The organism is Pantoea coffeiphila (assembly GCF_016909495.1).
Taxonomy (GTDB): Bacteria; Pseudomonadota; Gammaproteobacteria; order Enterobacterales; family Enterobacteriaceae; genus Erwinia; species Erwinia coffeiphila.
In genome coordinates this window covers 55,579-79,400 of sequence record NZ_JAFBFW010000008.1, presented here as the reverse complement: position 1 = coordinate 79,400, position 23,822 = coordinate 55,579, and the positions used below count along the sequence as shown (strand labels likewise).

Here is a 23,822-nt window from a genome sequence, read left to right as displayed (position 1 = left end):
AACAGTCTCCGTCAGACGAAGCCGACATCGGTTTCTTTGCGTTTCTTGTAATGGGTGACGCAGATCGCGGCGACGATAACGACGCCAATCACGATGTTGACGAAATAGCTGGAAACGCCGATCAGGTTCAGGCCGTTTTTCAGAATGCCGATCAGGAATACGCCCATCAGCGTGCCAATCACCGAACCTCTGCCGCCGGAGAGACTGGCACCGCCCAGCACCGCCGCCGCCAGCACATCCAGCTCGCCGCCGACCAGCGCGTTAGGCACCACTTCGCTCATGCGGTACGCCTGCAGCATGCCGCCAATCGCCGCCGCCGCGCCTAAATAGCCGTAGGCAAACAGATAGATAACGGAGACGCGGATGCCGATACGACGGGCGGATTCGTTGCTGCCGCCGACGGCGTATAGCTGCCGACCGATATGGGTTTTATTTAGCAGCAGCCAGGTCAGCAGCGCCATGCCCAGCATCACCACCACCGGCAGGCCCACCTGATAGCTTTCGCCACCGTATTCGAAGGGCAGGATAGTGCGCTGGTTGATCCACCAGTCGGGCAGGTCGTAAATGCTGTGACCGTTGGTGATCCACATCAGCATGCCGAACAGCAGCGACTGCATGCTGATGGTGATAATGATCGAGACGATATTGAGGTAGTAGATCAGCACGGCGTTAATCAGCCCGAAGACCACACCGCAGACAATCGCCAGCACGATACACAGCAGCGGGCTGGCAATCACATCGTTGAGCAACAGCGAAGCAATAAAATACTGTGCGACGGAAGCCACGGCGGCGAAGGAAATATCAATGCCGCCGGTCACCAGCACCACAAATAAACCCAGCGCGAAAATCCCGGTTACGGCATAGCTTTCGGTCAAATCCAGCAGGTTCTGGATCGACAAAAACTCGCTGCTTAAGGTGGAAAACAGCACCAGCATTAATGCGATAACCCAGCCCAGCCAGCCTTCGACCGAACGTGGCATTTTAAAAATGTTAGCCATTGATGGCCTCCGCGAGTTGAGGTTCGCTCAGCGTTGAAGGAATTAACTCGTTAACGATTTTTCCCTGCTTCATATGCAGTACGCGATCGCAGTTGTAATAGGCTTCCGGGGCTTCATCGGTAATTAACAGCACCGAAATACCGACGCCGGACAGGCGATGGATCAGCTTGTAGATACTGTCTTTGGCACCGATGTCCACGCCGACGGTGGGCGCATCAAGAATCAACACTTTTGGCCGGGTGAGTATCCATTTCGCCAGCACCACCTTTTGCTGGTTGCCGCCGGAAAGGGTTGAAAGCGGGTTATCCGGATTGGTCACCTTGATATCCAGATCTTTGATCCACTCCTGCACCAGCGCGTCTTTGCGCTGTTCATCGATCATGTGCCACGGCGTTTTGATCTCATCGAGAATGGAAATCACCATGTTGTCGGCAACCGACTGCGGCAGAATGGCACCCAGCGTCAGACGGTCTTCTGAAACATAGGCAATGCCCATTTCCCGTGCCTGAGTGTTGTCTTTGATCCGGACCTTTTTACCGTCCAGCAGGATCTCACCGCTATCGGGGTGGGTGATACCAAACAGGCTCAGTGCCAGTTCGGTGCGGCCGGAGCCCAGCAGGCCGCATAGGCCCAGTACTTCGCCGCGATGTAGCTTGAGGGAGATATCGTCAAACTGGCCTTTGCGGCTGAGGTGATTCAGCTCCAGCACCACCTTACCCAGCTCGGCGTTCGGCAGCTTCTGCTGGTGCTCAATGACTAATCCTGTCATCAGCTCGGTGATTTTGCCGGTAGAGAGCGCGGCGGCGTCCCAGGTGCCGATCTTCTCGCCGTCGCGGATCACGGTAATACGGTCGGAAATCTCTTTCACTTCATCCAGACGGTGGCTGACGAAGACCACGGTGATGTTTTTATCCCGCAGGTAGTTCACCGTGCGCAGCAGCTGGTTCACTTCGGTGCGCGTCAGCGAAGCGGTTGGCTCATCCATAATCACCAGCCGGGCATCGGCAACCAGCGCGCGGCAGATGGCGATCTGCTGGCGTTGGGCTATGGGAAGATGCTGCACCAGCGCGTCCGGATCGATATTGAACGCCAGCTCGTTGAGGATCTGCTGTGCTTTTTCTTCCAGTTTTTTCTGCTTAAACCAGCCGAAATAGCCCTTAAGGTTGTATTCGAAGGCAATGTTTTCGGCGACGGTCAGATTCGGGAACAGCGACAGGTCCTGATAAATCACCTGAATGCCTAAAGCCCTGGCGCGATCGGGCGTCAGGCGGGTGTGGGTTTTGTCGTCGATGATGATTTCGCTGCCGGCATCGGGCGCGTAGACGCCGCTGATGGTTTTAATCAGCGTACTTTTACCGCAGCCGTTGGCCCCGGCCAGGCAGTGGACTTCGCCCTGGTTTAAGGTCAGCGTGATGTTTTTTAATGCCTGATGACCGCCAAAGCTTTTTGACAGCGCGTTCAGCGTGATCAGCGCGGCGGCATTATCGACATTGTTATTATTAAGCATCGTTCTTGCCCTGGTGTTAGACGTGAATAAAGCCGGAGCGCAACGGCTCCGGCGATACGGCTCAGGGTCAGAGGCCCAGTTTCACCAGACGTTTGGTGTTTTCCACATCCAGTTTTTCCGGGTTATCGCTGAGGATGGTGTTGCCTTTGATTTTGATTTCGCCCATGTCGCCCAGTTTGATGCCGTCTTTGATCGGTTCACCGTTCATCATCGCGGTCGCCACCTGCACAAAGACCTTGCCGGCGGTCATCGGGTTAGAGATATAGCCGCCATCGATCGCGCCTTTCTCCAGCAGCTTGATGCCCTGGCCCGGGGTAAACGTACCAAAGACGCAGATATCATTGTTTTTCTTGCGCTTGTCGATCGCGCGGCCTGCGCCGATTGGGCCCTGCGAGCCGAAGGACATAATGCCTTTCAGATCTTTGTGTTTGGACATCAGGTCATTGGCGGTACGCATGGAGTCATCTACCGATTCGGCAACGCCAAAACGGTCTTCAACCAGCTGCATTTTCGGGTAGTGTTCTTTCTGATAGGCGATGGCCGCGTTGGCCCAGTCGTTTACCAGCGGAACGGTCAGGCTACCCACGAACATGGCATATTTGCCTTCTTCACCCATGCAGGCGGCCATATCTTTCATATGGTTAGCGCCCATAGTTTGGGTATCGAGCAGTTCAAAGTCCCAGTCCGCATTGGCCTGTGCCGGTGATTCGTGGGTAATCACCTTGATGCCTGCTTCCTGCGCGCGTTTCAGCACCGGCTCCAGCACTTTGGCATCGTTTGGCACCACGCCAATCACATCCACTTTCTTGGCAATCAAATCTTCAATGGCGCGTACCTGCTCGGCCGGGTCGGCGGTGGTTGGCCCCACCTGCCAGGCGTTCACGCCCAGGGCTTTACCTTCTTCTTTAATCCCCTGTTCCATCACGTTAAACCAGGGAATTCCCCCCACTTTCACCACCACGCCCATGGTAAAAGGCTTGTTGGCTTTTTGAGGGACCGCTGCGTCATCAGCCAGGGTGGAAAATGAAGCGATCAGTGAGGCGATTACACAGGGTAAGAGTAATTTTTTCATTATTAGATCCTCAGAAGGTTATTTTAATTATCATGGGTGCCGAATCGTGCATTATTCGGTTTGTTTCCCCTTCGCCATTACACCGCGCGTTGCTAAATCAAATGAGCGGCAGCGGCTAACGCAAAGGATGCATTAATCCGCTTTAGCCATTGAATAAAACAATGGTGATGGTGTATTTCGGTTCCGGTTATTTATTGCAACTTTCACTGGCATTGACGGTAATAAAATCGTTCTGGCTTATTGCGCCAGAACGGGCGGATTTTATTTTCGCTAAAAAATTACTTGTCGACTTCAATCACACTAAATTCAGGGCTGTCTCCCCAGTTTCTTTCTTCAGCCACTTTATTGGTGATTAAAATATCAATGTCATCGAGCATGCAAATCTTACAAAACGCGAACTGATCGAATTTGCTGGAGTCGGCCAGCAGAATTTTCTTGCCGGAAACCTGTAGCATTACCTGCTTTAAGCGGGCGTTAATTTCACTGCCGTCACGAATGCCGTTTTCCAGATTCAGCCCCTGGCAGGAGAAAAAGAAGGTATTGATCTGAAAGTTACGAATCGCGCTTTCCGCCACCGGGCCGTGGAAATCGTCGTGGCGCTCCGAGTATTCACCGCCGCAGCCGATGATACGCACCTTATCGCGGCAGGCCAGCGCCTGGATGATTTTGACCGAGTTGGTTACGACGGTGATATCAATATCCGGGATCTGCCGTGCCAGGAACCAGCAGGTGCTGCTGTTATCCAGCAGGATGCAGTCGCCGGGCTGAATAAACTGTAGCGCCGCCTTGGCCAGCTTCATTTTAACGTCGGGATGCTCTTCCGTTCTTTTACGTAACGATTCTGCCCGATCGATAGTATCCGCTTTGTAGAAAGCGTCCTGCACGGGGCGGGTACGGTCGTCATAGTCATCAAGCGACACTGCGCCGCCAAAGCTGCGGATCAGTTTCTTGTTACGTTCCAGCAGATTTAAATCTCGGCGGATGGTTTCCTGCGAAACGCTGCACATAGTCGACAGTTCAGCAACCAGCGCGGAGCCATTTTGTTGCACATAGCTACAAATCATCTTGTAACGCTCAGCCTGTAACATAAATAGCCCGATTCCATTGCTTATCACATGGCCTAATATTCATACTTTTCACTTTTTTTTAAAGTGACTGATTTCAAGAAACCCGTTAGCTAGTTTTTCCATATGCCTTAATGTGATGAGTATCACTATTAAGTGATAGCTGAGATGTTTCTTTTGCATTTTAATGTGATTTTTATCACGTAAAAACGGGCGTTATTGCAGATAAAAAATCATCAACAGCTTTAAATCAACATAAACGGTCAAGTTATAAATGCCCATTCATGACCGAATACGACCGTTTGTATTTGTTTGGCGGCTTTTGCCATTCCCGCAGGCTTTTCGCAGCAAAGTATTAGACGTAACGTAATAACCCATCCACTCCCTTATTAATTGATGAAATAGATATTTGCAGCGCCCTTGTCGTTATCTGCAAATAAATTATTTATTACGTGAGGTTTAACTATGCTGCAGAAATTAAAACAACAGGTATTTGAAGCAAACCTATTATTACCCGCCCACAAGCTGGTTACCTTTACCTGGGGAAACGTCAGCGGAATCGATCGTGAACGCGGTCTGGTGGTGATTAAACCTTCCGGCGTGGATTATAAAGATATGCAGCCGGAGGATATGGTGGTGGTCGATCTGCAAACCGGGAAAGTGGTGGAGGGGAATAAAAAACCGTCTTCCGATACCGCAACGCATCTGGTGCTGTATCGTGCCTTTGAACATATCGGTGGTGTGGTACACACCCACTCGCGCCACGCGACGATCTGGGCGCAGGCCGGTCAGCCGCTGAAGGCGCTGGGCACCACTCACGCCGATTATTTCTATGGCACGATCCCCTGCACCCGGCTGATGCGCGATGAGGAAATTAACGGTCAGTATGAGCACGAAACCGGGAATGTCATTGTGGAAACGGTAAATCAGCAGGGGATTGGCGCGAAGGATATCCCTGCGGTGCTGGTCAACGGCCACGGTCCTTTTGCCTGGGGCACCGATGCGGATAACGCCGTGCATAATGCCGTAGTGCTGGAAGAGATCGCCTATATGAATCTGTTCACCCGTCAGCTACAGCCCGGCGTTGACAGTATGCAGCAGACGCTGCTGGATAAACACTTCCTGCGTAAGCACGGGGCGAATGCGTATTACGGGCAATAAATATCTTTCTCAGAGATAATGCCTCACTGATTCTGGCATTGCAGCATAGTGCAGCCATGCCAGATCGGGACAGGATTGAACCCCTGTGGAGTTTTTAGCTCCAATAGCGGTGATTAATTATTGCTGCCACTGATTTTTATATTTCGGGCTTTATCAAGCCATGCTCTATCCCAAAACGTACGGCATGTCGTGCATTTGTTACACCCATTTTTTTGACAATGTTCGACATGTGAAATTTGACCGTGCGTAATTTGATCCCCAGAATAATACTGGTTTCCTGATAGGTTTTACCCACGCTGTACCAGTAAAGGACTTCGTTTTCTCTCTTCGTGAAAACGGTTTTCTTATCGACTTTATTGATGTTTTCCGTTGGTGGATAAGTCAGAGCAAGATATGTTTCATGTATGGATGCGAGAAGTAATGAAATATCCCCCTTTTTTTGAAATAATGCCTTAACTATCTCAGGTTTACTATTCTGTGTGATGATGAAGGTTAACGTAGCGAAGTTGTTATTAAAGTCATGAATAACAAATGTACTTCCTTTAATTAAGTCAAACTCTTCAGCCTGATCAAACAGCCCGGTGTAATGATATCCGGAGTTAACTATCAGACCTTTATCCCATTCAAAAGGCGTTAATCTGTTGCGTGCAGTAATAACAACCGGATCGGTATAATATAATCTGTTTTCCTTATAAATGTTTACCCATTCTTCTGGGTAATTTGTCGCGTAAAAATTTAATGACATATCACTCTTTGACAGAACAACATATGCCCATGTCAGCTCACTAAAATCACCCAGCGCATCTTCAACATAATTCTTTATAAATAATTCAATTTCATTATTGCTTTTCATCGGGGATTTCAGCCTTGATAGCAAGAGATTTATGATTGCCATTATATAATAAAGAAATTCTACGTGTGGTTATTTTTATTCTTGCCGTTCACTGTTTTTATCGGGTACAGGTAGAAGGTACAGCCCGGTGACTGTTCCTTTGGACAGATTACGTCTTTAGGTGAAGTGTGTTACTGTTCTGGCGGGTTGAGTATAACAATTATTTTAAAGATTTTTTATATTTCAGCGTCATACATCAGGGAAGTTTAATTTCAGAATAATGATAATGTAAAATCAGGTAATAATTTTATTTTCGTATTTTTATCTTTCTTCGATTGGCTGGTTCCTTAAGCGACTTTTTTTAAATCATTTATAATCAACAGGTTATTTTTTTTCTGCTATTACCCTCAAACTAAGTAAGAAACACCTGCAGAATACCCTGCAGGTGTTTCTTTAATACCAGAACAGTGCTTAACGCATAGTCACAAATTCTTCTGCGCCGGTCGGGTGGATCGCAACGGTGTTATCGAAATCTTTCTTGGTTGCACCCATTTTCAGCGCTACTGCAAAGCCCTGTAACATTTCATCCATGCCGTAGCCGATACCGTGAATACCGACAATCTTCTCATCGGCACCGACGCAAACCAGCTTCATACGGCAGGGCTGGCGGTGCTGAGTGACGGCGGTGTACATCGCGGTGAAGGCCGATTTGTACACTTTGACCTGGTCATCACCAAACTTCTCGCGCGCTTCCGGCTCGGTCAGGCCCACGGTGCCGATCGGCGGGTGGCTGAACACGACGGTTGGCACGTTGCTGTAGTCCAGATGCTCGTCCGGTTTGTTGTTGAACAGGCGCTCGGACAGGCGACGACCGGCGGCAACCGCCACCGGAGTCAGCTCTACCGCACCGGTGTTATCGCCCACCGCGTAGATGCCTTTCACGTTGGTATTCTGATACTTATCAACGTTGATATAGCCTTTGTCGTTCAGCGCAACGCCGGTGACGTCCAGGTTCAGGTTGTCGGTCATCGGCTCGCGGCCAATCGCCCAGATCAGGCAGTCAACGGTCTGCTCTTTGCCATTTTCCAGCTGCAGGGTCAGGCTGCCGTCGGCATTCTTCACCACCGCTTTTGGAATAGATTCGGTGTGCAGCGTCGGGCCTTCGGTGTTGATCACTTCCAGCAGCGTATCGACGATCAGCGGATCGAAGGTGCGCAGCGGCGCGTGCTTACGAACGAACAGGTGGGTTTCAGAACCCAGTGCGTTCAGCACGCCGGCAATTTCAACCGCAATATAGCCTGCGCCTACGACGGCGGTGCGTTTCGGCAGCGCCTGTAACTCAAAGAAGCCGTCGGAGTTGATGCCGTACTCGGCACCCGGAATGTTCGGCTGAACCGGGCGACCGCCGGTAGCAATCAGAATATGGTCAGCGGTAATCTTTTCGCCGTTCACTTCCACGGTGTGCGCATCAACAAAACGCGCAAAGCCTTTGATCACGTCGACGTTGTTTTTACCCAGCACGTTATCGTATGAGGTGTGGATACGATCGATATAGGCACTGCGGTTCTTCAACAGCACGTCCCAGTTATGCTGGTTAACGGTGGTGTCGAAGCCGTAGTCCGGGCCGTATTGATGGATGGCTTCGGCAATCTGTGCGGCATGCCACATTACTTTCTTCGGTACGCAGCCCACGTTCACGCAGGTGCCGCCAAGATCTTTCGCTTCGATCAGCGCACATTTCTGTCCGTACATGGCCGCACGGTTGATGGAGGCGATACCGCCGCTGCCGCCGCCGATGGCGAGATAGTCATAATGTTTGGTCATCGAATCTTCCAGTTCAGTAAGTGAGTTATTTTTCTGGGCATAAGTGTAACGCCACTCGGCCAAATGCCGCAAAGATTGCGTCTATGATTGCGATAGGGCGGAGGCACCGAGCCGAACGATGCCTCTGCCATTTCACCTCTGGGCCATGACTGTATCGTGCAGGAACCGATCCAGCTTTGTCGCATCGCGCCTTTCACTGTCGGCCAGCGCTGGGCGATCCTGCTGCTCCAGCTGGCTGCGGATAAAGGCGTGCAGGTAAGGGCGGCGCGGGCCATATTCCGCTTCATTCGCGTTGCGTTTCATCACCAGCAGCGACTCTATCTCGGCCAGCAGTTTCGGCTCGGTCACCGTGCCCGCGACCAGTTTGTCGAACCGCATAGGCGGGGTTCCCAGACCGGCTTCGATCCACATCACGGCGAGCAGTGGACGCAGCACGTAGAAATATTTCTTGAGTCGTACCTGCTCCCCCTGCAAATAGCCGCGAAAATTTTTTCTCGCCATCGACAGGTAATGGTAGCGCGCACGTCGATCGCTACAATAGTCGCGGGCCAGCGCCTGTAGCGCACTGCTGCTTTCGGTATGCTGGCGATAAACGATCGGCGAGTCCAGCCACTCCATCAGCGTGGGGTTAGCGGCCTGCATCAGGCCAAGCGTTTTACGCAATTCCCAGCCGCACACGTCCAGCTCGTCATCTATCGGCATTTCGATCACATCGCGCGGCGGCATCACCCGCAGATACCATTCCGGCTGATGTACATAAATGAAACGCACATCATAATCGCTATCCGGTGAGGCAAAACCCCAGCCGCGGCTGCCCGATTCGCAGGCGTACAGGATACGCACCCCGTACTTTGCTTCCGTTTCTTCCAGCGTTGCCAATATTCTGCCGCGCATTTCGCGGCTTATCGTCTGTTCCATCATTCACTCCTTATCCTTTTACGCACACCACCTGGCGCAGGGTGTGGACAATTTCTACCAGCGAGGCCTGGGCGGCCATCACCGCGTCAATATCTTTGTAGGCCATCGGGATTTCATCGATGACGTTGCTGTCTTTACGGCACTCAACGTGAGCCGTTGCGCGCTGCTGGTCGGCTACGGTGAAACGGTTTTTCGCCTCGGTACGGCTCATCACGCGCCCGGCACCGTGGCTGCATGAGCAGAAGCTCTCTTCGTTGCCCAGCCCGCGCACGATAAAGCTTTTCGCCCCCATCGAGCCGGGAATAATCCCCATTTCGCCTTTGCGCGCGGAGACCGCACCTTTACGTGTGATCAGCACCTCTTCGCCGAAATGCTGTTCGCGCTGCACGTAGTTGTGGTGACAGTTAACCGTCTGTTCCTCGGCGATAAACGGCTTGGTTACCGCCTGCGCCAGCGCCGTCAGCGTCTGCTGCATCATCACCATGCGGTTGTGGCGGGCGTAATCCTGTGCCCATTCCACCGCCTGTAGATAGTCATCAAAATGCGCGCTGCCTTCGGCAAAATAGGCCAGATCGCGGTCCGGCAGGTTGGCGATGTGCTGGCGCATATCCTGCTGGGCCAGCGTAATAAACAGGTTGCCGATGGCATTGCCAACGCCGCGCGACCCGCTGTGCAGCATCACCCACACCCGCTCGGCTTCATCCAGGCAGAGTTCGATAAAGTGATTACCGGTACCGAGCGTGCCGAGATGCTGGTAGTTATTGGTTTTCAGCAGTGCAGGATACTTATCCGTAATACGTTTGAAGCCCTGCTCCAGCGCCTGCCAGTGGCTATCAACCACGCCCGGTGGGTTTTGCCACGCGCCGCGATCCCGGCCCGACCGTCCGCTGCTGCGGCCGTGAGGCACCGCCCGTTCAATTGCGCTGCGGATACCGTGCAGGTTATCCGGCAGATCGGCTGCCGTCAGCGAGGTGCGTACGGCAATCATGCCGCAGCCAATATCCACGCCGACCGCTGCCGGGATAATCGCGCCTTTGGTCGGTATCACGCTGCCAATCGTGGAGCCTTTACCGACGTGAACGTCCGGCATTACTGCCAGATGTTTAAAGATAAACGGCATTTTGGCGGTATTCAGCAGCTGCTGCTGTGCTTTCGGATCGACCGGTACGCCATGCGTCCACATTTTTACCGCAGCGCCGTCGGGGTTCTGCAACTGCTGCCATTCATTTGCCATCTGTTATTCCTTTTGCTTAACGTGGGTGACGAACCACTATTGCCAGAAGCGTGCCATTGCGGTTTTTAGCTGTGAATTTATTTTTAAATTTATGAATTTTATGGTTTTTAAAAAATATTTTTGATGTTCGATATTGATGCCGCAAGTTAGATTATTATCTTTTTATCTCGCTTTTTATATTTAAGGATAAACATGAAGCGCCGGGTTGTGATTGGCATGCTGGGCACCACGCTGGATAAACGCGGGAAACGCCATAACCGCTGGAACAAATGGCGCCCCACCGTCGGGCTTTGCATGCAGCCGGGTTTTGCCATTGACCGACTGGAACTGCTGCACGGCGATAACAGCCAGCAGCTGGCCGGGCAGGTGGTGGAAGACGTGGCGCAGGTATCACCGGCGACGCAGGTTAAGCTCAACGAAATCGTGCTCCGCGATCCCTGGGATTTTGAAGAGGTGTACGGCGCACTGCTTGAGTTTGCCAGCCGCTATACGTTTGATACGGAAAATGAAGAGTATCTGGTCCACATTACGACCGGGACACACGTGGTGCAGATCTGCTGGTTCCTGCTCACGGAAGCGCGCTATCTGCCCGCGCGCCTGCTGCAAACCGGACCGGGCCAGAACGAGGGTGAACCCAAAACGGCAGGGGCTTATTCGATTATCGATCTGGATCTGCGCCGTTATGCCACGCTGACCAGCCGTTTTATGCGTGAACAGGCCGCATCGGTTTCGTTGTTGAAGGGCGGTATTGCCACGCGAAACACCACCTTCAACGCGCTTATCGAACAGATTGAGCGGGTGGCGCTGCGTTCCACGGCTCCCATTTTGCTTACCGGCCCGACCGGGGCGGGCAAATCGTTTCTGGCCGAGCGCATCTGGCAGCTGCGCCAGTCGCGGCATCGGGTCAAAGGCAGGCTGGTCGCCGTTAACTGCGCCACCCTGCGCGGTGATAATGCCATGTCGACGCTGTTCGGCCATGTGAAAGGTGCCTTCACCGGTGCGCAGCAGGCGCGAAACGGCCTGCTGCGTGAAGCGGACGGTGGCATGTTGTTCCTTGATGAAATCGCCGAGCTGGGGCTGGATGAGCAGGCGATGCTGCTGAAGGCGATTGAAGAAAAACGCTTTTTGCCTTTCGGCAGTGATAAAGAGGTGAGCAGCGATTTTCAGCTGATCGCCGGTACGCATCGCGACCTGCGGCAGCGGGTGGCGGAAGGGCGCTTTCGCGAAGATCTCTTCGCGCGCATTAATATGTGGACCTTTACGCTGCCGGGTCTGGCACAGCGGCGTGAGGACATCGAGCCTAATCTGGAGTATGAACTGCTGCGCTATGCTGGCGACAGCCAGTCACAGGTGCGGTTTGAACCGCCAGCGAGGCAGCGTTTTTTGCAGTTTGCCTGTTCGCCTGAAGCCCGCTGGCCGGGAAATTTTCGCGAGTTAAGCGCTTCTGTAACGCGGATGGCGACGCTGGCGGATGAAGGACGTATCGGTAGCGAGCAGGTGGAAGAGGAGATTGACCGACTGCGCCGCAGTTGGTATCAGGTAGAGGGCGGCAGCCTGCCGGAAGGAATGGGCGAGCTGGATCTCTTTGATCGTACCCAGCTGGAAAGCGTACTGGCGATTTGCCGCACGTCATCGTCGCTGTCCGATGCCGGACGCAGGCTGTTTGCCGTATCCCGCCAGCAGAAAAAGCAGCCCAACGATGCCGACCGCCTGCGTAAGTATCTGGCCCGTTTCGATCTGAGCTGGGAGCAGCTGCACGGGGATAACCAGTGCTAAACTCGCCCCCTTTTCTCCTGCTCGTTGCAGGAAACAACGCTATGACGGAGTAGAAAGCGTATGGAATTACAGTTTTTAGGTACCGGTGCCGGTACCCCGAGCCGCGAGCGAAATGTTACCAGCATTTCGCTAAACCTGAGTGAATACAATCGCGGCAGCTGGCTGTTTGACTGCGGAGAAGGGACCCAGCATCAGATCCTGCGTACGCCGATTAAGCCGGGGAAAATTGAGAAAATCTTTATTACCCATCTGCACGGCGATCATATTTTCGGCCTGCCGGGGTTGCTGACCAGCCGGTCGATGAACGGTGCCACCGAGCCGTTAACGCTATACGGTCCGGTAGGGATTAAGACCTTTGTGGAAACCTCGCTGCAGCTGAGCGGGTCGTGGCTGACTTTCCCGCTGGAGATCGTTGAGATTACCGCCGGAGAGGTGTGCAACGACGAGCAGTTTCGTGTGACCGCGTTTCCGCTGACGCATCCGGTGGAGTGTTACGGCTACCGGATTGATGAGCATGACAAACCCGGCGCGCTGGATGCGGGGCGGCTGAAAGCGGACGGCTATCTGCCCGGCCCTTACTATTACGATTTAAAGCAGGGGCGCAGCGTAACGCTCGATGATGGTCGGGTGGTGAATGGCTGGGATTATGTTGGCAGCACAATCAAAGGACGCAGCCTGGCCATCTTTGGCGATACGGCGCCCACCGCGGCGGCCACCGATCTGGCGGCGGGTGTTGATTTGATGGTGCATGAGGCGACGCTGGAAGTGGCGATGGAAGAAAAAGCCAACGGTCGCGGTCATTCCTCGACGGTGCAGGCGGCCAGGGTGGCGAAGGAGAGCGGGGCGAAGCGGCTGATTATCACCCATCTCAGTTCGCGTTATTTACGCCAGGACTGTGAGCGGCTGTTGGATGAGTGTCGGGCGGTGTTTCCGGCGACGGAGATGGCGCATGATTTTGCGGTGTTTGTTGTCTAAAAGGGGGCTGTGCAGTCTGGTGTTCTGGTGCCCGCGCTGACGGGGCGTGGCCACGTCTGGCGGTCCTCGCGCCACGCGTTGCGTGGTGCCTTCGCTTCGTTCGTCAGCCTGTCGGACCGGCTCGGACGTCACGTCCCTGTGCCGGCCGAGCCTTGTGCCCGCGTCCTGCGGGCACATCCTGGCTTCCTCACTCTGCTCAGCGCTGCGAATTGCCAGCCGTGGCCACGCCCCGTCAGCGCTATGATCCCGGAGCTGTCTTCAGATCCGAAAGCATTGATGTGATGCATCAGTACGATGCCAGCGAAACGGGCGATGTCGATGCTGTGCTTTTACCTGCGCACAGTTTGGGTGTTGAGGAAATGAGGAAGTAAAACCGATTTGCCGAACGAAGATCGAACGCCGACTTAACGGAAAGCGAGCACGAAAACTGAAGGAGAACGGCCTCTGCGGCGGCAAAGTGGCAATCCGCAGCGCTGAGGTGGAGGCAACTGACCAGGAGACGACAGCAGGGACGCTGGTGTCAGTTTGAGCGCGGGCAGGAAGCCCGCTCTCAAACGGTCCGTCGGTCAGATGCCGGAGACGAGGGCACCGCGCAAAGCGCGGCGTGAGGACCGCCCGCCGCCGCCGCAGAGGCCGTACTCCCGCACGACTCACGCAGCCACCTGCACTGAATACCGTGCTCCCGCACGACTCACGCAGCCACCTGCACTGAATACCGTGCTCCCGCACGACTCACGCAGCCATCCGCACTGAATACCGTGCTCCCGCACGACTCACGCAGCCATCCGCACTGAATACCGTGCTCCCGCACGACTCACGCAGCCATCCGCACTGAATACCGTGCTCTCGCACGACTCACGCAGCGAACCCGCAGAAATTACTCCGGAACGATCCACTCAACCTTAGAATGCCCGGTCCCGGACGGTACCAGCACTTTTTCCAGCCACGGCAGCACATTCTTCATCTGCTGCTCCAGCTTCCACGGCGGGTTAACCACAATCATCCCCGACGCAGTCATGCCGAAACGGTCGCTGTCCGGGCGCACGCCCAGCTCGATCTGCAGAATACGGCGAATACCGGTAGCTTCCAGATCTTTACACATGCGCTTAATCTGCTGACGCAGCACCACCGGATACCACAGCGCGTAAACGCCGGTACTGAAGCGCTTATAGCCCTCCTCGATGCCCTTCACGACGGCCTGATAGTCGCTTTTCAGCTCGTAAGGCGGGTCGATCAGCACAAAACCACGGCGGGACAGCGGCGGCAGCTTGGCTTTCAGCTGCTGATAGCCATCGGCACGATCGGTGCGCGCGCGGCTGTCTTTCAGGAACTCACCGCGCAGCAGCGGGAAATCGCTGGAGTGCAGTTCGGTCAGCTGTAGCTTGTCGTATTCACGCAGCAGGTAGCGAGCAATCAGCGGAGAACCCGGATAGTAGCGCAGCTTACCGTTAGGGTTCAGATCCTTGACCGCTTTAATATACGGCTCAAGCTCGGCAGGGAGATCGTCCTGCTGCCAGATACGGGCGATACCTTCCAGATATTCGCCGGTACGCTCCGCATGCTCACCGCTCAACAGATACCGACCGGCGCCCGCGTGGGTGTCGAGGTAAAGATAGGGTTTATCTTTCTCGTTCAGCGAACTGATAATCAGGCTTTGTACGGTGTGCTTAAGTACATCGGCGTGGTTGCCGGCGTGAAAACTGTGGCGATAGCTGAGCATTATTTATCCTGTTGATTTTATGCGGCTTTAATTGATGGTGAATCAATTTTCTACAATTATTACCCCACGGATTACCCTACAGAACGGCGCACAGCAACGGATGCAGGAAAAAGCATGAGAACGAATTGCGCCGATTATATCAGGTCGGCAGGCGTTGCCATACAGGATAGGTGAAGAACAGCAGGTGCAGCATATTAAAGGAAAAATGCACCAGCGTAGCCACCCAAAGACGTCCGCTCCACAGCCAGGCCAGACCGTAAATCACGCCCGTCAGCGTGGCGAAAAATACCAGCATCAGTCCACCAGAAAAGTGCGCCAGGCCAAATAATACCGAGGCAATCAACAGCGCGCGCTTGTCGCCCAGCAGTTGGCTCAGGCGCTGCTGAATATAGCCACGGAACAGGGCTTCCTCCGCCAGGCAGACGAAAAACAGGTTGGCGAGCATAAACGAGCCAATCCAGGCTGGAATATGGGGCTCCACCCGCAGCGCGCCGATTACGGTCGCCACTAACAGCAGCAGAGGCATCGACAGCAGCAGTACCAACCACCACAGCGGATTCTGCGGCTGCTGTGACGGACGCGCGATCAGCGTTGGCATGCAGCCCAGCAGCAGGAACGGGATCAGCGCTTTATCAAGATTAAAATAGAAGGTGAACGGCAGGCTCTGCGGCCCGGCCTGCACGCCTGAAGCCGCGATTTGATTATTAAAACCCGGAATCATATGCAGCCCCAGCGCGATTGCGCCGGCGACCAGCAGGATCTCGCCCGGTAGCGCAAACGGCGTTTGCCGCTGGCGATATCCCCAGCAAATGGCGATGCAGAACATAATGCCAAGAGCAATAATGCCCGGTGGCAGCAGCGTTTGATCGATAATCGCCATTGCCAGAGCAATAAATAACAATACCAGTGAGCTGCGCAGACTAAATGACAAGAACAGCAAAGACAGCGCCAGCAAAAACCACATCATTTCACTCCCTGTTTAAATGAGTAATACAGCGTAACAAAGCGAAAGAGTATGCAATGCCGTCCCGGCACCAGCAAAGCCGAACGTGCGGTGAGAAGCCGCTCCGATAGCCGATGAAGGGGAGATGTTACGCTGGCAACCATTGATTTTCGCTACACTTAGCCTCATGTTAAAGAAATCGTGCGTAAAAACGCGCTCCTTACACCGATTAAAGGACTACTGCGCTATGACCAACCCGTTACTTTCTTCGTTTACTCTTCCCCCGTTTTCCGCCATCAAGCCTGAACATGTGGTTCCCGCCGTGACCCAGGCACTGGATGATTGCCGTGCGGCGGTTGAGAAAGCTGTGGCCCAGGGTGCGCCCTACAGCTGGGATAACCTGGTGCAGCCGCTGGCAGAAGTCGACGATCGTTTAAGCCGCCTGTTCTCCCCGGTCAGCCACCTGAATTCGGTAAAAAACAGCCCCGAGCTGCGCCAGGCCTACGAACAAACCCTGCCGCTGCTGTCGGAATACAGCACCTGGGCGGGCCAGCATGAAGGGCTTTATCAGGCATATCGCGATCTGAAAGAGGGCAGCCACTACGCCGCACTCGATCTGGCACAGAAAAAAGCGGTCGATAACGCGCTGCGTGATTTCGAACTGTCCGGTATCGGCCTGTCGAAAGAGAAGCAGCAGCGCTACGGTGAAATCGCCGCACGCCTCTCCGAGCTGGGGTCGACCTACAGCAACAACGTGCTGGATGCGACCATGGGCTGGAGCAAGCTGATCGGCGATGAAAGCGAACTGTCCGGGATGCCGGAAAGCGCGCTGGCCGCTGCGAAAGCGCAGGCGGAAGCGAAAGAGCAGCAGGGCTGGTTGCTGACCCTGGACATCCCAAGCTATCTGCCGGTGATGACCTACTGCGACAACCAGGCGCTGCGTGAAGAACTGTACCGCGCCTATTCCACCCGCGCTTCTGACCAGGGTCCAAACGCCGGTAAATGGGACAACAGCGAAGTGATGGCCGAAGAGCTGGCCCTGCGCCACGAGCTGGCCCAGCTGCTGGGCTTTGACTCCTTCGCACATAAATCACTGGCGACCAAGATGGCGGAAAGCCCGGCGCAGGTGATCGACTTCCTGACCGATCTGGCGAAACGTGCGCGTCCGCAGGCGGAGCAGGAGCTGGCCGAGCTGCGCGCTTTTGCGAAAAAAGAGTTCGGCGTGGACGAGCTGCAGCCGTGGGATCTGACTTACTACGGTGAAAAGCAGAAACAGCACCTGTACTCGATCAGCGACGAACAGCTGCGCCCATACTTCCCGGAGCAGCGTGCGCTGAGCGGCCTGTTTGAAGTGGTGAAACGCATTTACGGCATCACCGCCAGCGAACGCAACGATGTCGATGTGTACCATCCCGACGTGCGTTTCTTCGATCTGTTTGACGAAAGCGGCGAGCTGCGCGGCAGCTTCTACCTGGACCTTTACGCACGCGAGCACAAGCGCGGCGGTGCCTGGATGGATGACTGCGTTGGCCAGATGCGCAAAGCCGACGGCAGCCTGCAAAAGCCGGTGGCCTATCTGACCTGTAACTTCAACCGCCCGCTCGGCGGCAAGCCTGCGCTGTTCACCCACAACGAAGTGACCACCCTGTTCCATGAGTTCGGTCACGGCCTGCACCATATGCTGACCCGTATTGAAACCCCGGGCGTATCCGGTATCAGCGGTGTGCCGTGGGATGCGGTCGAGCTGCCGAGTCAGTTTATGGAAAACTGGTGCTGGGAGCCGGAAGCGCTGGCGTTTATCTCCGGTCATTATGAAACCGGTGAGCCGCTGCCGCAGGAACTGCTGGAAAAAATGCTGGCCGCGAAAAACTACCAGGCCGCGCTGTTTATCCTGCGCCAGCTGGAGTTCGGCCTGTTCGACTTCCGCCTGCATACCGAGTTCGACCCGGCGAAAGGCGCGCAGATCCTGGAAACGCTGAAAGAAGTGAAAGCGCTGGTAGCCGTTGTTCCAGGTCCATCATGGGGCCGCTTCCCGCACGCCTTCAGCCACGTCTTTGCCGGTGGCTATGCCGCAGGCTACTACAGCTATCTGTGGGCGGATGTGCTGGCGGCGGATGCGTACTCTCGCTTTGAACAGGAAGGGATCTTCAACCGCGAAACCGGGCAGTCGTTCCTCGATAACATCCTGACGCGCGGCGGTTCCGAAGAGCCAATGGAGCTGTTTAAACGCTTCCGTGGCCGCGAACCGCAGCTGGATGCGATGCTGAAACACTACGGCATCAAGGGATAAGCGGTTTTGAACATCTGTTTACTGGATGAAACGGGCACCGGAAACGGTGCCTTATCTATTCTGGCCGATCGCTGGCAGCTGACGCATGACGACAGTGCCCTGATGGCGCTGGTGATGACCGCCACGCACCTTGAACTGCGCAAGCGCGACGAGCCGAAGCTCGGCGGTATTTTCGTGGATTTCGTCGGTGGTGCGATGGCGCACCGCCGCAAGTTTGGCGGCGGTCGCGGTGAGGCGGTGGCAAAAGCCGTCGGCATTAAAAGTGGCTATCTGCCGGATGTGGTCGATGCCACGGCGGGCCTGGGGCGCGATGCGTTTGTGCTGGCATCCGTTGGCTGCCGCGTGAGAATGCTGGAGCGTAATCCTGTTGTGGCAGCGCTGCTGGATGACGGCCTGGCGCGCGGCTATGCCGATGCGGAGATTGGCCCGTGGCTGCGCGAGCGGCTGACGCTGCTGCACGCTTCCAGCCTGACGGCGCTGACGGATATCTCGCCACGGCCGCAGGTGGTGTACCTTGATCCGATGTTTCCACACAAACAGAAAAGCGCGTTGGTTAAGAAAGAGATGCGGGTGTTTCAGTCGCTGGTGGGGCCGGACCTCGATGCCGACGGACTGCTGCAACCGGCGCGGCAGCTGGCGACCAAACGAGTCGTCGTGAAGCGCCCGGACTATGCGCCGCCGCTGGCCGATGTGGCCACGCCGAACGCGGTGACAACCAAAGGCCATCGCTTTGATATTTATGCGCCGCTAACAGCGTAACGGGGCGATCGGAACAGAGGGCACCGCCTGTACTCAGGCCGTGCCCTTTTTTTGGTCAGTAGGGAGGGCAGGCTGCGATCACACAAACGGCGCGAGCGGGTCGGCGATCCTGAACGCGGTGGCCTTATCCGCTGCCGGTGGGTAGATCAGTTCACTGACGATCGACACTTTCAGCTTTTTCGCTTCCGCCCGCGTCAGCTTGACCTGCTGATCCCAGCCTTCACTGTAGACCGCGCCCCACGCGCCAAGATCGAGGCAGGTGACGTAGTTTTCCTGACGATAAGGCAGCGGTGCGATATCCAGCAGGCTCGCCGCCGCGTTGTTACCGGCAAATTTACCGAGCTGAATCGCGTGCTGGCAGGTCATCAGCGCGTGGTTGCCGTTGTCGTCGGTGGCGGCATACGCCACGTCGCCGGTGGCATAAATCTCTTCATGACCGATGACCTGTAGCTGGGCGTTAACATGCAGGCGGCCCTGGCGATCGCGCGGTGCGTCAATCTGTGCCGTCAGATCGTTGGCCTGTACGCCAACGGTCCAGATCACGGTCTGCGCAGCAATAGTCTGCCCGTCTTTCAGCGTCACGCCCTCCGCCGTCACCTGCTCCACTTCCGCATTGACCTTCCACTCCACGCCCAGCTCGGCTGAAGCCTCGATAATCACATTGCGTAGCTCCTCGCTGAATCGCGCGGCTGGCTGAGGGCCGCGTTCAATGACCACCACGCGGGTTTTTGCCTGGGCGCCGAGGATCTCCCGCAGGCGTGCCGGAAGTTCGGTCGCCATCTCAATACCGGTGAAGCCACCGCCGCAGACCACCACGGTGTTGCGTGTTGGGCTGTCCGGGCGCTGAGCCAGGCCGTTAAGGTGCTGCTCCAGTACCTCGGCGCTCTCCAGCTGGTCAAGGTCGAACGCGTGCTCTGCCACGCCCGCCACCTGCGAACGATTAACGTGGCTGCCGCTGGCCAGAATCAGGCGGTCATAGCGCTGCTGCTGCACGGTGCCGGATTCGTCACGCCAGCTAACCCGGCGATCCGCCGCATCGATCTGGCTGACCGTGCCGCGCAGGAAATTCACTCCGGTGACGTCGAACAGCGGCTGCAAAGGGGCAACCAGCGAACGCACGGCGCTTTCATAAAAACGCGGTCGCACGCGCAGCTCCGGCTGTGGGGCGATCACGGTGATGTCGATATCGGCATTGCCCTCTGCCAGCCGTGCGGCGCTTAGCGCTGACCACATACCCGAGAAACCAGCACCGACGATCAGAATCTGTTTACGCATTTTACTGTCACTCTTGTTACGGTTATTAACTCGGATTATATTTGTCGTAGTTTAAAAAGGCAAAGGTGATTTGCGCGCAAGGCGGCGCTGAAAACGCTACACTAGCGCGAGTTAACAGGGTTGAGATAAGTACATGGCTTTCTATAGTTCTGGCGTTGAGTACGGCATTCACAGCCTGATGTTTATGGTTGATAGCAGCGGTGACGCGCGTGAAATGAGCGTGCGGGAGATTGCCGATCTGCAAAACGTGCCCTACGACTACCTGGCCAAGATCTTTACCCGCCTGTCAAAAGCGGGGCTGGTGCGCAGCAGCGAAGGCAAGGGCGGCGGTTTTCAGCTGGCGCTGCCTGCTGCCAACATTACGCTGCTCGACGTGGTGAACGCCATTGACGGCGAAAAACAGGTTTTTGCCTGCCGCGAGATCCGCCAGCGCACGGTGATTTTTGATGAAACCCCGCCGGAGTGGGCCTGTTCGGGAATTTGCGGGGTGCGTTCGGTGATGGAGATGGCGCAGCAGCGCATGGAAGAGTCGCTGGCGCAGCACTCTATTCTGGATTTAGCGCTGAAGATGTACCGCAAGGCACCGCAGACGTTCGTGGTGGAAGTTCAGGACTGGATTGAAGCACGGCGGCAATAAAAAGGCCGGGCGAACCCGGCCTGTGCAAGACAACGAGCTTAGTCTTCGTCTTCGTCGTTCAGCGGCACAATCAGCATATCAATGTGCACGGTATTGATCAGCTGGCGGGCGGAAGACATCAGTTTGCTCCAGAAATCCTGATGGTGGCCACAGACCACTAAATCCACCTGATACTGTTTAATCGCATCAACCAGCACCTGGCCGAGATCGCCGCTGCCGCTGAGGGTTTCAGCAATCGGATAACCGGCGCTGTTGGACAGCTCGGTCAGCGCGGTGTGGGTTTCTTCCGAAATCCGTTTCTGCATATCACCCAGATTAACGTCGATCAGACCGGTGTAGAGGTCGGAATAATTCACATCAACGTGGATCAATGAGACTTTTGCATCATAAGGACGAGCCATCGATACTGCTTTATCAACCAGCAGTTTACTCTCAGGCGACAGGTCAACAGCAATCAGAATATGTTTGTAAGCCATGATGAATACTCCTTTTCGCGTAAGTTCTGATACATGCGGGATACGATTTAGTATAGCGAAATTTGTTAAAGGATGTTGTGGCAGCCTGCGGTCTTTGCGAACAGGATCAACATGAATTTTCCTCCGTTTATTGCGGATGTCGTACAGAGTGCTGGAAAAATTTTGTGCAGATCTCCTACACTGATAAGAGGCGCCAGTCAGCGCTTTCTTATCGCCTCATCCGGCTGACCGCCGTATCGGGCCGATATCGATAACAGGGGCATTTCAACCATCGCAGGGCGCAGCGGCTTGCCCGCTTTTCGTTTTCTGTGGTGAATGGCCGGGAGGGGATCATGATCAGCACCATCGCGCTTTTCTGGGCTCTTTGTGTCGTTTGTGTGGTGAATATGGCGCGCTATTTCTCTTCGCTGCGCGCTTTGCTTGTGGTGTTACGCGGTTGCGATCCTTTGCTGTATCAGTACGTCGATGGTGCGGGATTTTTTACCTCGCACGGGCAGCCGGGCAAGCAGGTTCGGCTGGTGTACTACATCTGGGCCCAGCGCTATCTCGATCATCACGACGATGAGTTTATCCGCCGCTGTCGGCGCGTGCGCGGCCAGTTTATCCTGACCAGTTCCCTCTGCGGGCTGGTGGTTATCAGCCTGATTGGCCTGGCTATCTGGCATTAAGCGCGGCGTACAGGCATAAAAAAAGCGGACCGAAGTCCGCTTTCTACACTTTTTGCGTGACGGGCAACCCCGCCGCGCTGGCTTAAATCAGCTTCAGCGCAATCCAGTACAGCACACCGGAAAGAACAATCGATACCGGCAGAGTAAAGACCCACGCCAGCAGGATATTCTTAATGGTGCGGCCCTGAACGCCACCGCCGTCAACCAGCATCGTACCCGCCACCGAGGAGGAGAGAACGTGAGTGGTTGAAACCGGCATGCCGGTATAACTTGCCACGCCAATCGAGACCGCCGCCGTCATCTGCGCCGACATTCCCTGAGCGTAAGTCATGCCTTTCTTACCGATTTTTTCACCGATAGTGGTCGCCACGCGACGCCAGCCAACCATCGTACCTAACGACAGAGCCAGTGCCACCGCCACGATAATCCATACCGGGGCATACTCGATGGTATTCAGCAGATCGCCTTTCAGCTTGGTCAGGAAGCGTTTATCTTCCGCGCTGGTTTCCGGCAGCTTGGCTGCTTTTTCCGCCGTATCCGAGATACACATCAGCATGCGGCGCAGATGGCTGCGCTGCTCAACGGTCAGTGAATCGTAGCTGGACAGGTCGTTCAGCAGCCCCTGAGCACGCTGGATAACCGGCAGTGCGCGCGCGGCATCACAGTGGAACTCCTGAGGACCGGACGGCACTTCTTCCGGCGACGGGATCGCCGGTGGCGACATCTGAATGATGTGCGTCAGCGAAGCGGCATGCTGCTGGTAATACTGCTCCAGATGGTTAACGGCATCACGCGTACGGGTGATGTCATAACCGGTGGAATTCATATTGACCACGAAGCCTGCCGGCGCCACGCCAATCAGCACCAGCATAATCAGACCAATGCCTTTCTGGCCGTCATTTGCACCGTGTGAATAGCTAACGCCAATCGCGGAAACGATCAGAGCGATACGGGTCCAGAACGGCGGCTTTTTCTTGCCATCGATCTTTTCACGTTCCGCTGGCGTCATGTGGACACGCATACGCTTTTTGTTCCCGCTCCAGTAACGGCGCAGCAGGAACACCAGTCCGCCAGCAACAACCAGGCCAACAATCGGCGAGATAATCAATGACATAAAGATGCCAATCATTTTCGGCACGTTCAGCGCATCAACCACCGAGGTTCCGGTCAGCAACGCGTTGGTCAGGCCGATACCGATAATGGCACCAATCAGGGTGTGGGAGCTGGAAGCCGGTAACCCAAAATACCAGGTTCCGAGGTTCCATATAATGGCGGCAAGCAGCATGGAAAAGACCATCGCCAGCCCGTGAGCCGATCCAACGTTCAATAACAGATCGGTGGGTAACAGATGGACAATGGCATAAGCTACGCTCAGGCCGCCCAACAGTACACCAAAGAAGTTGAACACCCCTGCCATGACGACCGCTAACTGCGAACGCATTGCACGAGTGTAGATCACGGTTGCGACCGCGTTGGCTGTATCGTGGAAGCCGTTAATCGCTTCATAAATCAATACAAACAACAAAGCCAGAACCAGTAACAAGCCGGTATGAAAATCAAGACCAGCAAATAGATGTAGCATAAGCGTTACGCCATTTTGGAGGACATGAACGCGGCGCATTATCAGCGACAAACCGCACTGGGGGAAAGTGAAATATAGACTTTTTTTGACATTAATGTGTCACTATAGTGA

Annotated in this window: 20 protein-coding genes; 7 read left to right on the top strand and 13 right to left on the bottom strand. The window is 55.0% G+C overall.

Annotated elements, in window-relative coordinates:
• Positions 1 to 11: 11 nt before the first annotated feature.
• The 4 genes from JOE09_RS22275 to JOE09_RS22260 form a co-directional block, all read right to left on the bottom strand.
• Positions 12 to 998 (bottom strand): ABC transporter permease, encoded by a 987-nt coding sequence (locus JOE09_RS22275; RefSeq protein ID WP_205067370.1) that lies wholly within the window; start codon positions 996 to 998, stop codon positions 12 to 14.
• Positions 991 to 2,505: a sugar ABC transporter ATP-binding protein gene (locus JOE09_RS22270; protein ID WP_205067369.1), complete on the bottom strand. Its 1,515-nt coding sequence runs from the start codon at positions 2,503 to 2,505 to the stop codon at positions 991 to 993. The genes JOE09_RS22275 and JOE09_RS22270 overlap by 8 nt, the downstream gene beginning before the upstream one ends.
• Before the next feature lie 67 nt (positions 2,506 to 2,572).
• Complete coding sequence (locus tag JOE09_RS22265; RefSeq protein WP_205067368.1) at positions 2,573 to 3,577, bottom strand: substrate-binding domain-containing protein; 1,005 nt, start codon at positions 3,575 to 3,577, stop codon at positions 2,573 to 2,575.
• 278 nt (positions 3,578 to 3,855) lie between these two features.
• Positions 3,856 to 4,665 carry a DeoR/GlpR family DNA-binding transcription regulator gene (locus JOE09_RS22260; RefSeq protein ID WP_200547205.1) on the bottom strand — a complete coding sequence of 270 codons (810 nt, stop codon included), beginning with the start codon at positions 4,663 to 4,665 and terminating at the stop codon, positions 3,856 to 3,858.
• Between the two features lie 441 nt (positions 4,666 to 5,106).
• Between JOE09_RS22260 and araD the strand changes: the two genes are divergently transcribed.
• Entirely contained in the window at positions 5,107 to 5,802 is a 696-nt protein-coding gene (araD, locus tag JOE09_RS22255) for an L-ribulose-5-phosphate 4-epimerase (RefSeq protein ID WP_205067367.1), read from the top strand.
• A 136-nt stretch (positions 5,803 to 5,938) separates the two neighbouring features.
• Here araD and JOE09_RS22250 read toward each other — a convergent pair whose 3' ends face one another.
• The 4 genes from JOE09_RS22250 to JOE09_RS22235 form a co-directional block, all read right to left on the bottom strand.
• Complete coding sequence (locus JOE09_RS22250; RefSeq protein WP_205067366.1) at positions 5,939 to 6,655, bottom strand: helix-turn-helix transcriptional regulator; 717 nt, start codon at positions 6,653 to 6,655, stop codon at positions 5,939 to 5,941.
• A 450-nt stretch (positions 6,656 to 7,105) separates the two neighbouring features.
• Positions 7,106 to 8,458, bottom strand: coding sequence for a glutathione-disulfide reductase (gene gorA / locus JOE09_RS22245; RefSeq protein WP_205067365.1), 1,353 nt, complete (start codon positions 8,456 to 8,458; stop codon positions 7,106 to 7,108).
• 132 nt (positions 8,459 to 8,590) lie between these two features.
• Positions 8,591 to 9,379: a nucleotidyltransferase domain-containing protein gene (locus tag JOE09_RS22240; RefSeq protein WP_205067364.1), complete on the bottom strand. Its 789-nt coding sequence runs from the start codon at positions 9,377 to 9,379 to the stop codon at positions 8,591 to 8,593.
• Between the two features lie 7 nt (positions 9,380 to 9,386).
• Positions 9,387 to 10,610 (bottom strand): RtcB family protein, encoded by a 1,224-nt coding sequence (locus tag JOE09_RS22235; protein ID WP_205067363.1) that lies wholly within the window; start codon positions 10,608 to 10,610, stop codon positions 9,387 to 9,389.
• Between the two features lie 192 nt (positions 10,611 to 10,802).
• Between JOE09_RS22235 and rtcR the strand changes: the two genes are divergently transcribed.
• Together rtcR and rnz are read left to right on the top strand one after the other, a co-directional pair.
• The gene (rtcR, locus tag JOE09_RS22230; protein WP_205067362.1) at positions 10,803 to 12,386 is read left to right on the top strand and encodes an RNA repair transcriptional activator RtcR; all 1,584 of its coding nucleotides are present in this window, start codon (positions 10,803 to 10,805) and stop codon (positions 12,384 to 12,386) included.
• A gap of 60 nt (positions 12,387 to 12,446) precedes the next feature.
• Positions 12,447 to 13,361: a ribonuclease Z gene (gene rnz / locus JOE09_RS22225; RefSeq protein ID WP_205067361.1), complete on the top strand. Its 915-nt coding sequence runs from the start codon at positions 12,447 to 12,449 to the stop codon at positions 13,359 to 13,361.
• An 877-nt stretch (positions 13,362 to 14,238) separates the two neighbouring features.
• Here the strand turns inward: rnz and JOE09_RS22220 are convergent.
• Both JOE09_RS22220 and JOE09_RS22215 read right to left on the bottom strand, forming a co-directional pair.
• Positions 14,239 to 15,081, bottom strand: coding sequence for a 23S rRNA (adenine(2030)-N(6))-methyltransferase RlmJ (locus tag JOE09_RS22220; RefSeq protein WP_200547197.1), 843 nt, complete (start codon positions 15,079 to 15,081; stop codon positions 14,239 to 14,241).
• Positions 15,082 to 15,220: 139 nt separating this feature from the next.
• Positions 15,221 to 16,045 carry a CPBP family intramembrane glutamic endopeptidase gene (locus JOE09_RS22215; protein WP_205067449.1) on the bottom strand — a complete coding sequence of 275 codons (825 nt, stop codon included), beginning with the start codon at positions 16,043 to 16,045 and terminating at the stop codon, positions 15,221 to 15,223.
• A gap of 226 nt (positions 16,046 to 16,271) precedes the next feature.
• Between JOE09_RS22215 and prlC the strand changes: the two genes are divergently transcribed.
• Both prlC and rsmJ read left to right on the top strand, forming a co-directional pair.
• Positions 16,272 to 18,314, top strand: coding sequence for an oligopeptidase A (gene prlC / locus JOE09_RS22210; RefSeq protein WP_205067360.1), 2,043 nt, complete (start codon positions 16,272 to 16,274; stop codon positions 18,312 to 18,314).
• A gap of 6 nt (positions 18,315 to 18,320) precedes the next feature.
• Positions 18,321 to 19,073 carry a 16S rRNA (guanine(1516)-N(2))-methyltransferase RsmJ gene (gene rsmJ / locus JOE09_RS22205; RefSeq protein ID WP_205067359.1) on the top strand — a complete coding sequence of 251 codons (753 nt, stop codon included), beginning with the start codon at positions 18,321 to 18,323 and terminating at the stop codon, positions 19,071 to 19,073.
• 78 nt (positions 19,074 to 19,151) lie between these two features.
• On the opposite strand, the gene JOE09_RS22200 is transcribed toward rsmJ, so the two are convergent.
• Entirely contained in the window at positions 19,152 to 20,348 is a 1,197-nt protein-coding gene (locus tag JOE09_RS22200; RefSeq protein WP_205067358.1) for an NAD(P)/FAD-dependent oxidoreductase, read from the bottom strand.
• 133 nt (positions 20,349 to 20,481) lie between these two features.
• Here JOE09_RS22200 and JOE09_RS22195 point away from each other — a divergent pair, with 133 nt between their 5' ends.
• Entirely contained in the window at positions 20,482 to 20,985 is a 504-nt protein-coding gene (locus JOE09_RS22195; protein WP_200563184.1) for an RrF2 family transcriptional regulator, read from the top strand.
• A gap of 38 nt (positions 20,986 to 21,023) precedes the next feature.
• On the opposite strand, the gene uspA is transcribed toward JOE09_RS22195, so the two are convergent.
• Positions 21,024 to 21,461, bottom strand: coding sequence for a universal stress protein UspA (uspA, locus tag JOE09_RS22190; RefSeq protein WP_105595727.1), 438 nt, complete (start codon positions 21,459 to 21,461; stop codon positions 21,024 to 21,026).
• A gap of 332 nt (positions 21,462 to 21,793) precedes the next feature.
• On the opposite strand from uspA, the gene uspB reads away from it, so the two are divergent.
• Positions 21,794 to 22,129, top strand: a complete 336-nt coding sequence (gene uspB / locus JOE09_RS22185) for a universal stress protein UspB (RefSeq protein ID WP_200547192.1) — start codon at positions 21,794 to 21,796, stop codon at positions 22,127 to 22,129.
• Positions 22,130 to 22,211: 82 nt separating this feature from the next.
• On the opposite strand, the gene pitA is transcribed toward uspB, so the two are convergent.
• On the bottom strand, positions 22,212 to 23,711 hold the full coding sequence (gene pitA, locus JOE09_RS22180) for an inorganic phosphate transporter PitA (protein WP_205067357.1): 1,500 nt from the start codon (positions 23,709 to 23,711) through the stop codon (positions 22,212 to 22,214).
• Positions 23,712 to 23,822 lie beyond the last annotated feature (111 nt).